This is a genomic window from Psychrobacter sp. TB55-MNA-CIBAN-0194 (assembly GCF_040309505.1).
Classification (GTDB): Bacteria; Pseudomonadota; Gammaproteobacteria; order Pseudomonadales; family Moraxellaceae; genus Psychrobacter; species Psychrobacter fozii.
The window spans coordinates 65,405-79,825 of record NZ_JBEOOW010000004.1 but is presented as its reverse complement, the minus strand read 5'-3'; the positions used below and the strand labels follow the sequence as shown (position 1 = coordinate 79,825).

The 14,421-nt window shown below is 40.2% G+C and carries 12 protein-coding genes; 10 read left to right on the top strand and 2 right to left on the bottom strand.

Annotated elements, in window-relative coordinates:
* Positions 1-144: 144 nt before the first annotated feature.
* From AAEY75_RS06065 to recO, 7 genes are all read left to right on the top strand, one after another.
* Positions 145-1,377 (top strand): capsule polysaccharide biogenesis protein, encoded by a 1,233-nt coding sequence (locus tag AAEY75_RS06065; RefSeq protein WP_352259053.1) that lies wholly within the window; start codon positions 145-147, stop codon positions 1,375-1,377.
* 357 nt (positions 1,378-1,734) lie between these two features.
* Positions 1,735-3,531, top strand: a complete 1,797-nt coding sequence (gene lepA / locus AAEY75_RS06060) for a translation elongation factor 4 (RefSeq protein WP_110921745.1) — start codon at positions 1,735-1,737, stop codon at positions 3,529-3,531.
* Between the two features lie 101 nt (positions 3,532-3,632).
* A complete protein-coding gene (lepB, locus tag AAEY75_RS06055) occupies positions 3,633-4,535 on the top strand; it encodes a signal peptidase I (protein ID WP_352259051.1) in 903 nt (300 codons plus the stop codon).
* 130 nt (positions 4,536-4,665) lie between these two features.
* The gene (locus AAEY75_RS06050) at positions 4,666-5,058 is read left to right on the top strand and encodes a DUF4845 domain-containing protein (protein ID WP_352259049.1); all 393 of its coding nucleotides are present in this window, start codon (positions 4,666-4,668) and stop codon (positions 5,056-5,058) included.
* Positions 5,059-5,159: 101 nt separating this feature from the next.
* The gene (rnc, locus tag AAEY75_RS06045) at positions 5,160-5,957 is read left to right on the top strand and encodes a ribonuclease III (RefSeq protein ID WP_110921742.1); all 798 of its coding nucleotides are present in this window, start codon (positions 5,160-5,162) and stop codon (positions 5,955-5,957) included.
* Positions 5,958-6,319: 362 nt separating this feature from the next.
* Complete coding sequence (gene era, locus AAEY75_RS06040) at positions 6,320-7,285, top strand: GTPase Era (RefSeq protein WP_352259214.1); 966 nt, start codon at positions 6,320-6,322, stop codon at positions 7,283-7,285.
* Between the two features lie 56 nt (positions 7,286-7,341).
* A complete protein-coding gene (gene recO / locus AAEY75_RS06035) occupies positions 7,342-8,130 on the top strand; it encodes a DNA repair protein RecO (RefSeq protein WP_197215887.1) in 789 nt (262 codons plus the stop codon).
* A 177-nt stretch (positions 8,131-8,307) separates the two neighbouring features.
* Here recO and AAEY75_RS06030 read toward each other — a convergent pair whose 3' ends face one another.
* Positions 8,308-8,901: a GspH/FimT family pseudopilin gene (locus tag AAEY75_RS06030; RefSeq protein WP_197215888.1), complete on the bottom strand. Its 594-nt coding sequence runs from the start codon at positions 8,899-8,901 to the stop codon at positions 8,308-8,310.
* Positions 8,902-9,605: 704 nt separating this feature from the next.
* Between AAEY75_RS06030 and AAEY75_RS06025 the strand changes: the two genes are divergently transcribed.
* From AAEY75_RS06025 to mscL, 3 genes are all read left to right on the top strand, one after another.
* Positions 9,606-10,883, top strand: coding sequence for an OmpA family protein (locus tag AAEY75_RS06025; RefSeq protein WP_110921740.1), 1,278 nt, complete (start codon positions 9,606-9,608; stop codon positions 10,881-10,883).
* Between the two features lie 355 nt (positions 10,884-11,238).
* Positions 11,239-13,089, top strand: a complete 1,851-nt coding sequence (typA, locus tag AAEY75_RS06020) for a translational GTPase TypA (protein WP_110921739.1) — start codon at positions 11,239-11,241, stop codon at positions 13,087-13,089.
* Between the two features lie 279 nt (positions 13,090-13,368).
* Positions 13,369-13,821 (top strand): large conductance mechanosensitive channel protein MscL, encoded by a 453-nt coding sequence (gene mscL / locus AAEY75_RS06015; RefSeq protein ID WP_110921738.1) that lies wholly within the window; start codon positions 13,369-13,371, stop codon positions 13,819-13,821.
* A gap of 129 nt (positions 13,822-13,950) precedes the next feature.
* On the opposite strand, the gene AAEY75_RS06010 is transcribed toward mscL, so the two are convergent.
* Positions 13,951-14,391 carry a hypothetical protein gene (locus AAEY75_RS06010; RefSeq protein WP_352259045.1) on the bottom strand — a complete coding sequence of 147 codons (441 nt, stop codon included), beginning with the start codon at positions 14,389-14,391 and terminating at the stop codon, positions 13,951-13,953.
* Positions 14,392-14,421 lie beyond the last annotated feature (30 nt).

Genomic DNA, 14,421 nt, shown 5'->3' with positions numbered 1-14,421 from the left:
CGTCGCATAATTCCGCTGCGACAAGCAGATTTTTTTTCGGTATAATATTTTTTATTCTACGTGTCTTCACACGGTTTAACGACCACTCTCGTTTTTATTTATGACCCTTTCACTTAATGGTAGCCCAATACTATGGCAGCTTCGATGTCTCACTTGCTTACTCATCGACACGTCTTGCTGTTACAAGGGAAGATGGGCGGATTTTTTAATCGCTTTTCGACATTTTTACAAACCCAAAATATCAAAGTTAGCAAAATCAACTTTAATGCAGGTGATGCTTTTTTCTATCATCATGATAATACCTATGAATATACGGGAACATTAGCGCATTTCTCTTCTTGGTTGCAGGCATTCATTAAAGAAAATTCCATTGATGCGATTGTTTGTTTCGGTGATTGTCGCCCACATCATACGCAAGCTGCCTGTATCAGTGAGCAGTTAGAGACCTCATTTTTCGTATTTGAAGAAGGGTATTTACGTCCTGACTATATCACCTTGCAAGAACACGGGATTAATGGCTATTCACGTTTAAATATAGAAGACATCAAAGCACTTAAAAAGGCTAATGATCAGCCGCTATACACACACAATCGTTTTTATCGGTTGAGTATCGCTGCTATTGTTTATTATATTATTGCATGGATGTACAAAGGACGCTATCCACACTATTCGCATTACCGTGGTATGACAGCATGGCAAGAAGCGATTGCTTGGCTGAGAGCACCATGGCGCAAATTGCGAGATTACATACCTGATAAACAACTGCAGAATAAATTGACTAAGAATGAAAGTAATAATTACTTCTTGATTAGCTTACAAGTGCATAATGACTCACAGATTACGCATCATAGTGATTATCGTGATGTGGTACAGTTTATTGATGAGTCTATTGCAAGTTTTGCAACTTATGCCGATAAGCAGCAGTTGTTGGTACTTAAACATCATCCGTTAGATCGTGGTCATCGAGACTATCGCGAGTTAGTATCTAGCTTGGCAGTGCGTTATCAAGTAGCTGACCGTGTTTTTTATGGTTGTGATATGCACTTGCCAACTTTAATGAAACATAGTATTGGTATGTTGACTATCAATAGCACTACGGGTTTGCAATCGGTATATCATAAAAAACCAACCAAGATCATGGGTCGTGCAATTTATAACACGCCTAAGCTGACCGATCAAAAACCACTTAACGATTTTTGGCAACAGCCTAAAAGTCCAGATAATGAGTTTTATCTAAGATTTCGTGAATATTTGATAGAGCAAACTCAGTTGAATGGTGCTTTTTATGGTAAGTCATTGTGGATGTATAAATATTTGGGTCAAGCAGGAAGTAAGTCTGTAGAGAAGAGCCACCCTAAATCCAATATATCTCAATAGCCTTTACTTTCGATTGATTGTGAGTCGTTTTGGTAGATTCTTAGCACTACAGAAGACAATAAAGTCCTAATAAGCATCATACTTTCTCTCTGTATGGTTATCAGCTCGTAACTTCACTTGTAAATCATCTCTCTGCTCACAAAATCGCCTTACTTTGTAGTGGAAAACTGCTAGAATACTCTTTTACATCTGCACGTAAGTAATAGCCTATTTAGCTATTGATTTGAGATAGCAGTTTTAGTGTATAAGCTGATTTGAGCTATTTTCAGTAATACGCAATTATGATATCGCTTGCGTGTGGCAGCATTTATTCTTTTAGTTTCATTATTCTATCACCCTTAATTTAGTAGGCGCTTTGTGACTGCATTAGCCAATATTCGTAACTTTTCAATCATTGCCCACATTGATCATGGCAAGTCGACACTTGCTGATCGTTTTATTCAGATGTGCGGTGCCTTGCAAGATCGCGAGATGCAGGCGCAAGTACTGGACTCCATGGATATTGAGCGTGAGCGCGGTATCACTATTAAGGCGCAGTCAGTAACTTTGTTCTACGATCATCCTAATGGCGAGCGTTATCAGCTCAATTTTATCGATACACCAGGACACGTCGACTTTTCTTATGAGGTGTCGCGCTCATTAGCGGCTTGTGAAGGTGCTCTTTTGGTCGTTGATGCCGCGCAAGGCGTCGAAGCGCAATCAGTAGCCAACTGCTATACCGCAGTTGATCAAGGCCTAGAAGTCATGGCTGTACTGAATAAAATTGATTTGCCACAAGTTGAGCCAGAGCGTGTTATTCAAGAGATTGAAGACATCATTGGTATAGATGCGGTTGATGCACCGCGTGTATCAGCCAAGTCAGGTTTAGGCGTTGATAAACTACTAGAAGCATTGGTTGCATTTATTCCAGCACCGACTGGTGACCGTGAAGCACCGCTACAAGCCTTAATCATTGATTCGTGGTTTGATAACTATTTGGGTGTGGTGTCATTGGTTCGTGTGCGCGAAGGAACCATACGCAAAGGTGATAAGCTCTATATTAAATCAACTCAAGAAGCGCATTTAGTGGGTTCTATTGGTGTGTTTACGCCAAAGCCTGTAGATACGGGTATTTTAGAGGCGGGTGAAGTTGGTTTCATTATTGCTGGTATTAAAGATATTGCCGGCGCGCCTGTTGGTGATACGATTACCCACGCCAAAACGCCTGATGTCGATCGTATTCCGGGTTTTAAGCAAGTAACCCCGCAAGTCTATGCAGGCATGTTCCCTGTAGAGTCTACTGACTTCGAAAAATTCCGTGAAGCCTTACAAAAACTGCAAATTAATGATGCATCACTATTTTTTGAGCCAGATACTTCAGATGCGCTTGGTTTCGGTTTCCGCTGTGGCTTCTTGGGTATGCTGCACATGGAGATTATCCAAGAGCGTCTAGAGCGTGAATACGATTTGGATTTGATTACTACAGCTCCCTCAGTTATCTATGAAATTGAGAAAAAGAATGGCGATGTTATTTATGTAGATAACCCCTCACATTTGCCTGAGCCAAACAATATCGAAGAGTTTCGTGAGCCGATTGCTCGCTGTCAGATTCTAGTACCGCAAGAGTACTTAGGTAATGTGATGACTTTGTGTATTGAACGTCGTGGTGTTCAGGTTGATATGCGCTTTATGGGTCGACAGGTACAGCTGATATTTGACATTCCAATGGGCGAAGTGGTCATGGATTTCTTTGATCGCCTAAAGTCGGTCTCACGTGGTTTTGCCTCGCTCGATTATAACTTTGAGCGCTATCAAGCCGATAAACTGGTGAGAGTCGATGTGCTAATCAATGGCGATAAAGTCGATGCCTTAGCGATGATTGTGCACGAAACCCAATCACGTTATCGTGGTAATGCACTAGTCACTAAGATGAAAGAGTTAATTCCACGTCAGATGTTTGATGTGGCCATTCAGGCGGCTATTGGTAGCCAAATCATTGGTCGTAGTACAGTAAAAGCTATGCGTAAAGATGTACTAGCAAAATGTTATGGTGGCGATGTCTCACGTAAGAAAAAGCTATTGTCTAAACAGAAAGCGGGTAAAAAACGCATGAAGCAAGTAGGTAATGTGGAAATTCCACAAGAAGCCTTCTTGGCTGTATTGCAAGTAGAGTAAGTATTGAGTCTTCATTGTTAGTGTAAAACTGACAATGATTAGTACAATTAATTGATAAATAGCAACCGTTAAAGCAGCAGCTCGTTAATAGGCAAACTAGTATGGATTTTGATTTTAATTTAATTTTAGTGCCATTAACCGTCGTTTTGGGTATTGTTTGGCTATTAGACAAATTGGCACTCAAACAACGTAAAACTCGTGGGCGTGGTCAAGAAGGCTTACTAGTACGCTGGGCTTATGATTTTTTCCCTGTATTGGCAGTGGTATTGATTGTGCGCTCATTCTTGATTGAGCCCTTCAATATTCCATCATCTTCTATGGTGCCGACGCTTTATACGGGCGATTTTATTGCTGTAAACAAGTATTCTTATGGCGTAAGACTACCGCTAACTTATAATAAAATATTGGATACCGGTTCGCCTGAGCATGGTGATGTTGCTGTATTTCGTTACCCTGAAAATCCTAGTATTTATTATATCAAGCGTGTGATTGGGTTGCCTGGTGATACTGTCAGCTACGATCAAGGGATACTTGCGATTAACGATGTTCCCATTGACACTCAGCCAGTAGATTTTTCGGCAAGTGCTGAATTGACGTCACAGCTTTATCTGCCGGGACAAATTGCTCCAGGGCAAGAGCTGACCGAGGAAAGTGCAGTTGCGATGGGTCAGCAAGAAGAAGGTGAGGCACAGTACTTTGAAGAGACGCCAGGTGAGAACAAGCATCTTGTTCGCTACTTGACTGGTATGAACAGTGCTCAGTACGCACCCTTTCTACAGCAGCAGTCACCAGAAGTGGTTAGCTCAGAAGGGACGGAATGGCGTATCAATGTGCCAGAAGGTCATTATTTTGTCATGGGTGATAACCGTGACCGTAGTGCGGATGGTCGGTTTTGGGGATTTGTACCTGATGAGAACTTAGCGGGCAAAGCAGTTTATATTTGGATGCATAAGCCACCAGGACTTAACTTACCAACTTTCCAACGCAATGGTGCTATTAATTAAGATGGTAAGAATCTCTATTGGTTGATTTTTCGATAATAGTTTTGTGCTAATATTGTTGCTATCTAATAAACGGATATCTAATGTTTAGGTATTTACTATAAAAGCAACTTATCGGTAGAGGAATACAATAATGCAGCAATTATCTGGATTGGCCACTCAGCGTGGTGCTAGTGTGACAAGCATCGTGTTCATCATTATGGTGTTGGGTGTTGCTGCTAAACTGACCGTTGCTATTGTGCCAGCTCAGATTGGTGATTATCAATTGACTAAAACTTTGAGTACAGAACTTCTCGAGTCAAATAATAATAACGAAACAGCCAAGCAGTTTGTTGCACGTGTTAATAGGCAGTTATCTATCAATGCTGACTATAATACTACCGCAGAAGAAGTTTTTACTTTTACTAATAAGAAAACCGGTCAGTTAGCTATTTACAAGCAATATGCAGTAACCAATAATTTCTTTAGCAATATTGATATCGTCAATCGTTTTGAAGGTGATATCGATATGGCGGCAGCAGAGTAATTGAAAGAGGTGTTAATATCCTCTTAAATTTTCCTTATAACCTTAGTCGATAGATATTATGACTAAATTCGTAAAACAGAAGGGATAACCACAAGCCACGCATGAAACCAACTTCGCAGCATTCCCAAGCGGTTCCTACTCCTCAACAAAATAGCACGTCTGTCGACACGCTTGTTGTTAGCTCAGAATTCATTCAGCGGCTAGCGGTATTAACGCGTAAGTTGGGCTATGTGTTCAACGACTTGAGCCTTCCGAAACTTGCATTGACGCATCGCTCGTTTGATAGCAAGAAAAACTATGAGCGTTTAGAGTTTTTAGGCGATGCCTTACTAGGTATGATTGTCGGTGAGGCTTTATATCACCGCTATCCTAGCCAAAATGAAGGCCGATTAACTCGTATGCGTGCAACGTTGGTACGCCAAGAGTCACTGGTCATCATTGCGCAAAACTTAGAGCTCTCTAATCACCTTATACTAGGAGTGGGCGAGAGGAAGGGCGGTGGTCGCAATCGTGCTTCTATACTGGCCGATGCGGTAGAGTCTCTGATAGGGGCTATATATTTAGACAGTCAAGATATGGATATTACGCGAGATTGCGTACTCTCTTGGTACGGAGATTTAATTGATAACGTCAATGATCGCAAAGCATTAAAAGATGCAAAAAGTCGTTTACAAGAGTGGCTTCAATCTAAGCAGTTTGACTTGCCACATTATGAGCTAATGGAAACACGTGGTAATGCACCGTATCAAATATTTGTTGTACGTTGCCATGTTAATATCATTAACTGCCCTGATATTACTGAATCTGGTGAGAGCCGCCGTATCGCTGAACAAAAAGCAGCAGAGCTTATGATCAACCAGTTGCATAAACTTCCAGGCTCAGCTAAAAAGCGTACATAACTAACATTTAGTGATTTACTACCAACGCAATTTTAAACTGACGACCCATATTAAGTGACGTTTGAAAAACTGCTGATTTGCTTTCTTTCAAACGTCACATACTTTCAAACCTCAAATATTTCCCAACCAACAACGGTTTCTCTTTTTTAGTGCGGATAAAACCAATTCATCATTAAGTACCGTTTGACTGGTTATAAAACCTACAGGATTACCCTATGAGCAATCATACTGATTTGCCCTCAAATAATGAAGATAACGCCGAAAATATGACTGAAAAAAAAGATATCAACTTAAGCCAAGATAATACTGATATAACGAACGACGGTATCGATCACTCAGAAGATGTTACGTCAGAAAACGATATGGCAATTGAAGAGTTCTTTTCGCCTAGTCGTCATGAAGGTATAGCTGATAACTTCAAGACAGGTTATGTTGCTATTGTTGGACGTCCAAATGTCGGTAAATCGACCTTAATGAACCATTTGTTAGGTCAAAAGCTGTCTATTACGTCACGCAAACCGCAAACGACTCGTCATCGTATTCACGGCATTCTGTCAAATCATGAGATGCAGGCCGTATTTGTAGATACACCAGGTATTCATCGTAATGAAGTGCGTGCTATCAATGAGCGTATGAACAAAGCCGCCGTATCTGCATTAGTAGATGTTGATTTGGTACTATTCGTTGTTGATTCAGACCAGTGGCGTGACGATGACTTGTTGACCTTGCAGAAGCTCGGTGAGACTGATTTAACTGTGGTATTGGTCATTAATAAATCAGATACCTTAAAAGATAAAGGCAGTGTATTGCCACTTATCGAAACTTTTAATGCCAGTTTTGATTTTGCTGATATCGTACCCGTATCTGCTCTAAAAAACCAAAATCTAGACCGTTTAGAAGAAGTGATTGCATCACATCTGCCCGTTGCTGCACCTATTTATGATACTGAACAAATCACCGATCGATCAGAGCGTTTTTTGGCCAGTGAGATTATCCGCGAAAAAATCATGCGTAGTTCAGGTGATGAAGTGCCATATGATCTAACAGTACAAATTGATGCATTTAAAGATGAGCCTGCACATACTGATCCAAAAACAGGTCGTCCACGTAAAGCTTGTACTTTTATAGATGCGACTATTTATGTCGAGCGTAGCGGTCAAAAAGCGATTGTCATTGGGGATAAAGGACAGCGTATCAAGCAAGTCGGTATGGACGCTCGTAAAGATATGGAGCAGCTTTTCGATAAAAAAATCATGCTCACATTATGGGTGAAAGTGAAGCGTGGTTGGTCTGATGATGAACGTGCATTGACCAGTTTGGGGTATTAATTAGACATTAGCATTTTGAAAGTTTCTTTACGTGCTAAATGCTAAGGTAATAAAAAATGCGTAATGAAGCGCTAGTCGGTTACTTATTACATCAGCGTCCCTATCAGGAAAAGCGCGCTTTATACTATTTGTTTTCTCAGCAGCATGGTGTGATACATGGTATTGGGAAAAAAGGCGCGCCATTATTTATGCCGTTACAACTCTTTGCTAACGGCAAACGTGATTTAAAGACGTTCAGTCAAATCAATATCACGTCACAAATTGACACTTCAAGAAGTATAGAAGATAAGGATAATATCGCTGCTACCCTAGAGTCAGTGCCTTATGGAAATATCACTGGCCAGCAGCAATACTCTGCTCTGTACTTAAATGAAATCTTGTGGCGGTTGTTACCTACTGAAGATCCTATGCCCATATTGTGGCAGCATTATCAAGACAGTCTACATCAGCTTAGACAGCCTTTAGATGCCGATGAATTAAGATTATGTCTGCGCCAATTTGAGTCTCACTTATTTAACGAGTTGGGTTTTAGCTTAATTTTGACCCACGATAGTGTCCAAGATATTATCGAACCGGATTGTTCTTATCGTTTTTTACCTGATGTGGGATTTATGCCTGTCTTACAGAATGAGTCACAGTTTGAACATTTAGAAAGTACCTTAGAAAGCACAACTATGAAAACTGTATTCATGGGTGCTGAATTGATAAGAATGGCAGAGTTGGGTATTACTAAAGTGACTCTGAACCATTGGTCAAAACTATATCGACACCTCATCGATCACTTGCTCGATTATCAACCATTGCAAAGTCGTTTATTATGGCAGCAGCAGCAACGTTATCAATAGTTAAGATGCTCGTTGTGTCATATTATCTATAAAAGTTGTTTCCCTCAAAACACAGGCTATCTCACATATTGTTTTAGAAATGTGATTAGGGAACGACTTACCCCTTGTTCTAAGTGTATCTCTGTTGTAGATGAGCTATACGTCAAAATTACTAAAAGGCGTCGTATGCCAAGCTGACTAGCTATCGCATTTGGTAGGGTGGTTTTCATTAAGTTTCTGCTTTATATGGCCTGTTTGACTAAACGATATAAGATACGTGGTCTTATTATAGTCAACGGTTGGACAGTATTTTATATGTCCAAAGTGTCCTCGAGGCTTACCACTATCACCCCAAAACTTGGTGTAATGGCGTCTGGCGCCCACTCTTAAACTTAGCTTACTGTATTTAGGGTTTAAGGGCTGCTGAGAGAGTAGGGAATCTATTTGGTTATCAAAATGCTTGTTATTATTTTCGTCTATAAAGAGCAATAATGTTGTGTCGCTATCCCGGTTACAGCGACCTCCACTATCAGATAAACAGACAATCACATTCTGCCTTCTAATATAACTCTCAGCCTTCGCTAGAGTCAGCGAGCTTTCTAACTGACCCTTAATACGCTTGGCTTCCATATGTGCTAATTGTGTTTGTATGAATGGCACGGCAATCGCCACCAGAATCCCTAAAATAACGATGGTAAAAATAAGCTCGACAAGCGTAAAACCTTGTCTATCTTTAAAGATGTTTGTCTTTGTTGTGACTTTATCAAACGTGGATTTGTCAGAAAACGACATATGAAGTCGCATTACGAAAAAGATAAATCTCTTATGGACGTGTTTATACTGAATCAATATCAATAAAAGTGATAAAAACGCAAATAGCTTTCTATAACTTGATAATATTCTATATAGCAGTGTCATAAGGTCTTATTACCTATAGTGAGTAACTTATTTCAATAAAACAATCTCGCTTTTTATCATTGGCTGTTCAAGTATTTTAGAAAGACCTTATAAGAGCATGTAGCTTTAGTATCTTGATCGCATAAAGACTTAAAAATAGGTTGGGATTTCACATATGCAGAATAATGTTGGCTATCCTAATATATACAGAATATATGTCTACTGTCAAAATTTGTTTCAATTAGTGAATGACAGGTTTTAATAATAGAGAAAAATTGCTTGTCGTATTAAAATATACTCAGGCAATAGGTGCTATTAGGTTTACTATCTATGGGAAGCTAACACACAAAAGATAGAATGCGTAAGGCGTGTTAGTTCTAGGTAACTCCAGCAAGCTATTGTGTTTTAGTTACAACATTATCGTGTAATAATGTGTAGCTCCTTAACGAAAAAAGTTGTAAACTGAATCGATAATCGCTAAGCTACTCCTTAATTGGTTTTGCTTTGTCACTTGAAATTCGTAAAAGATGTCTATTTGAAGCATCTTGAGAAACGGTTTTGCTTAATGCATCACTAAAATTATCCTTTGGAGGAAGTCCATGAAATTGAATAAAATAGCTCTAGCATTGGTTGCAGTAGCAGCAGCACCTTTAGCTGCTAACGCTGGTGTAACGATTAGCCCATTATTACTAGGTTACCATGTTACTGATGATATCAGTGATACAGCTGACAAGCAGCGTGATATCCTTCGTACCGGCAAAAACTTGCAAGAAAACACGGATCGTGATGGCAACTCTAACGGCGGCGTAGCTAAAGAAAGTAGCCTATATACTGGTGCTGCTCTAGGTATCGAGCTTACTCCTTCTACTCAGTTCCAAGTTGAGTATGGTGTATCAAATGCTAATGGCGAAGCTTCTGAAGATTCAGCTAAATCTGGTGCTAATCGTTTTGATGTTGAACAAACCATGCTTTCTGGTAACTTCTTAATCGGTACTGAAGAGTTTACTGGTTATACTGATAGCGCATTCAAGCCATATGTATTGGTTGGTGCTGGTCAATCTAAGATCAAAGTAGAAAACCAAGAAACTTATGTTTCTGATGTAACTGGCGAAACAGTTACTGCTGGTACTGAAGTATCAAGCTCTAAAGATACTATCGGTAACCTAGGTCTAGGTGCTATGTATCGTATCAACGATGCTTTAAGCCTACGTGGTGAAGCTCGTGCGATTCATAACTTTGATAACAACTGGTGGGAAGGCATGGCTTTGGCCGGTCTAGAAGTTGTACTTGGTGGCCATCTAGCACCTACAGTAGCAGTACCGCCAATGCAAGAGCCAATGGTTGACACTACTCCAGTAGTAGTAGTTGAATCTGATCTTGATTCTGATGGTGATGGCGTACCTGATAGCATCGATGCATGCCCAGGCACTCCAATGAACGTTGTAGTAGATGAGCGCGGTTGCCCAGTACCAGTAGATATTACTGATGAACTGAAAATGGAACTACGTGTATTCTTTGATAACGATAAATCAGCTATCAAAACTCAGTACCAGCCAGAAATCGCTAAAGTAGCAGAGAAGATGCGTGAGTATCCTAACTCTGTAGCACGCGTAGAAGGTCATGCTTCTAAAACTGGTCCTTCAGCACGTTACAACCAACGTCTGTCTGAAGCTCGTGCCGTTGCGGTTAAATCTATGCTAACTAACGAATTCGGTATCGCTCCAAACCGTCTATCAACTGTTGGTTATGGTTATGACAACCCAATCGCTCCAAACGACACTGAAGAAGGTCGTGCTATGAACCGTCGTGTTTATGCCATCATCACTGGTGACAAAACAATGACTGTTGAACAAACTAAAGACATGGTTGTTCAATAAGTAATAGCCAATTGGTTATGTGATTAAATATATAGTTACAAAAAAAGCTACCCACTGGGTGGCTTTTTTTTGTTTATGTATTGAGAAAAGTGAGTTATTACATAAATTTATGAATCAATAATGTTATACTAGCTGCCCAAACATTCTGTAAATTGACAGAATGTACATTAGCATAGCTATCTGTATGATGAATTTATCAGTGTAGATTCTTGATTATATTGAAATTATTTGATTAACAGCACTTATGGTGCAGTCGTCTAAAAGTAAGTATTCAATATCTATCTGGTTGATGATAAAGGTTTATCCGGCGGCGCTTACTGCTACTGCATTTTTTAAGACGAAACGAGCATTTTATATGGCGAACGATATCAAACACCTGCGTAACATTGCAATTATTGCCCACGTTGACCACGGTAAAACAACTTTGGTTGATAAGTTATTACATCAGTCTGGTACTTTTGGCGACCGTGCAAACGTTGCTGAACGTGCAATGGATTCAGGCGATATTGAGCAAGAACGTGGTATTACTATTTTGGCTAAAAACACAGCTATCCGCTGGACAGATCAAACTGTAGATACAGAATACCGTATCAACATTGTTGACACCCCAGGTCACGCCGATTTCGGTGGTGAAGTTGAGCGTGTTATGTCAATGGTTGACTGCGTATTACTAGTTGTTGACGCTGTTGATGGTCCAATGCCTCAGACTCGTTTTGTAACGCAAAAAGCATTTGAGCAAGGTCTAAAGCCTATTGTTGTTATCAATAAAATTGACCGTCCTGGTTCGCGTCCTGATTGGGTAATGGATCAAATCTTTGATTTGTTTGATAACCTAGGTGCGACTGATGAGCAGCTTGATTTCCCAGTTGTTTATGCATCAGCATTGAACGGTGTTGCAGGTTTAGAAGCTGATAATTTAGCTGATGATATGACGCCACTATTCAAAACTATCGTTGATGTTGTACAGGCTCCACAGGTTGATGCAGATGCACCATTCCGCATGCAAATCTCAAGCCTTGACTACAACAGCTTTGTTGGTGTTATCGGTATTGGTCGTATCCAGCGTGGTAAAGTTAAATTGAACACGCAAGTAACTGTCATTGACAAGCATGGCAACACGCGTAATGGCCGTATTCTAAAAATCATGGGCTATCATGGTCTTGATCGTATTGATGTTGAAGATGCACAAGCTGGTGATATCGTTTGTATCACTGGTATTGACGCACTTAATATCTCAGATACGATTTGTGATCCAGCTAATGTTGAAGCATTACCAGCACTAACGGTAGATGAACCTACCGTATCAATGAATTTTCAAGTAAACAACTCACCGTTCGCTGGTCGTGATGGTAAGTTTGTGACGTCACGTAATATTCGTGAGCGTCTTGAGCGTGAATTGATTCATAACGTAGCACTACGTGTAGAAGACACAGAGTCTCCTGATAAATTTAAAGTATCAGGTCGCGGTGAGCTTCACTTATCTGTACTTATCGAAAACATGCGTCGTGAAGGTTTTGAGATGGGTGTTTCAGGCCCAGAAGTTATCGTTAAAGAAGTTGATGGTAAGTTACAAGAGCCGTATGAAAACGTTGTGTTCGATATTGAAGACGGGCATCAAGGTTCTATCATGGAGCAAGTTGGTCTACGCAAAGGCGAGATGACTAACATGGAACTTGATGGTAAAGGTCGTATGCGTATTGAAGCGACTATTCCTGCTCGTGGTCTGATTGGTTTCCGTTCTGAGTTCTTAACTCTGACTTCAGGCAGCGGTATCATGACTTCTAGCTTCTCACATTACGGTCCGCAAAAGATCGGTGATGTTGGTGGTCGCTCTAATGGTGTATTGGTTTCTATGGCTAAAGGTGTTTGCCTAGGCTTTGCACTATTTAACCTTCAAAAACGTGGTAAGTTATTTGCTGAGCCACAGCTTGAAGTTTACGAAGGTATGATTGTCGGTCTGAACTCTCGTAACGATGACATGACTGTTAACCCAACGACAGCTAAACAGCTAACCAACGTACGTGCTAGTGGTACTGATGAAGCATTGACGTTGACGCCAGCAGTTAAGTTTACGCTTGAGCAAGCACTTGAATTCATCCAAGATGACGAATTGGTTGAAGTAACCCCTAAAGCGATTCGTCTACGTAAGCGTTACTTGACTGAAAGTGAGCGTAAGCGTCACGGCCGTGGTAAAAAAGGTGCTTAATATCAATAAGTGGGTTACTTAGTAATTCATATCATTGATGTTTGACGCTGAAATTCAATGTCAGTAAAGATTTTCTGACATTGAAGCCGTTAAAAAATTAGCAGTATAAGGTGAGCGAATAGTGCTTCACTTTATACTGCTTTTTTTTGTGTTGTAATTTTGCAAAAATAGAGACAGAATGAATAGTCATATTAATATATTCAATAATTACTATTAAAGCCAATTGTGGCGATAACTAGACAGTTATATCTGTTTATAGATAAATTTTGGGGAAAAATAATGAGTATGGTATCTGAGTTTAAAGAGTTTGCGTTAAAAGGTAATGTGATGGACCTAGCAGTTGGTGTCATCATTGGTGGTGCTTTCGCAACCATCACAACTTCTCTCGTGGCAGACATTATCATGCCTATCGTCGCCTTTATATTCGGTGGCGAAATTGACTTTAAGAACATGTTCTTAGTATTAGGGGACGCACCTGAAGGTATTGCTATGACCTATGACGCACTTAAAGAATCGGGTGTTCCAGTATTAGCATACGGTAACTTTATTACGGTGCTTATTAACTTCCTAATTTTAGCGTTCATTATCTTTATGATGGTCAGAACGGTAAATAAAATGCGCCGTGCTCAAGAAGTAGAAGAAGTGGTAGAGGCCATTGTGGAACCTTCGGAAGAGGTACTATTACTTCGTGAAATTAGTGCCAAGTTAAGTAATACTGACATCTCTAAATAAAGTCATTTAATGTAGTGAATAAAACAATAAAAAAGGCTAACGTCGCGTTAGCCTTTTTTATTGTCAATTTACAAACAAATTAGATTTAGTATCTATATATTATAATGCAATATACTTAAAAATAACTGCTTATGGATTAACGATTACGTAGTCGTTTGTATTGATTAAAATTTCTGATGGTTGGTCGACGACGATACGCACAAGGTTGTTATCATTTGCTTGTGACTTATAATAGTTGTCTTCAGCAACAGAGCAACCTAAGCAACGGCCCATCGCACCCCAAGGCTCGACGAATAGCTTCTGCTGCGCTTGATCTGCGTTACCACCGATTAGGGAGAAAGGCAGGCTAACAAGGTAGAGTGCAGTACCAGCAACGGCACCGACCAGTTGAAGAGGCTTACCTACGGTAGCATCCGCAACCATGGTTCCATAGGAAGGCCCAAAGTCAGTTTCATCAATCTCTATTGCGGCCAAGGCTGGCTGCATGCTAGCGACCAACAGACTTAAGCTGGTAGCAACAGTAAAAGCTTTTTGCTTAACTGTGCGTTGTTTCTTGGCTTTAACAGTCATAACGATATCCTAAAATTCACAATTGGTATG

Coding starts and splice junctions, on each gene's coding strand:
- AAEY75_RS06065 (WP_352259053.1), top strand. CDS start 145: ATGTCTCACTTGCTTACTCATCGACACGTCTTGCTGTTACAAGGGAAG.
- lepB (WP_352259051.1), top strand. CDS start 3,633: ATGGATTTTGATTTTAATTTAATTTTAGTGCCATTAACCGTCGTTTTG.
- AAEY75_RS06050 (WP_352259049.1), top strand. CDS start 4,666: ATGCAGCAATTATCTGGATTGGCCACTCAGCGTGGTGCTAGTGTGACA.
- rnc (WP_110921742.1), top strand. CDS start 5,160: ATGAAACCAACTTCGCAGCATTCCCAAGCGGTTCCTACTCCTCAACAA.
- era (WP_352259214.1), top strand. CDS start 6,320: ATGGCAATTGAAGAGTTCTTTTCGCCTAGTCGTCATGAAGGTATAGCT.
- recO (WP_197215887.1), top strand. CDS start 7,342: ATGCGTAATGAAGCGCTAGTCGGTTACTTATTACATCAGCGTCCCTAT.
- AAEY75_RS06030 (WP_197215888.1), bottom strand. CDS start 8,901: ATGTCGTTTTCTGACAAATCCACGTTTGATAAAGTCACAACAAAGACA.
- AAEY75_RS06025 (WP_110921740.1), top strand. CDS start 9,606: ATGAAATTGAATAAAATAGCTCTAGCATTGGTTGCAGTAGCAGCAGCA.
- typA (WP_110921739.1), top strand. CDS start 11,239: ATGGCGAACGATATCAAACACCTGCGTAACATTGCAATTATTGCCCAC.
- mscL (WP_110921738.1), top strand. CDS start 13,369: ATGAGTATGGTATCTGAGTTTAAAGAGTTTGCGTTAAAAGGTAATGTG.
- AAEY75_RS06010 (WP_352259045.1), bottom strand. CDS start 14,391: ATGACTGTTAAAGCCAAGAAACAACGCACAGTTAAGCAAAAAGCTTTT.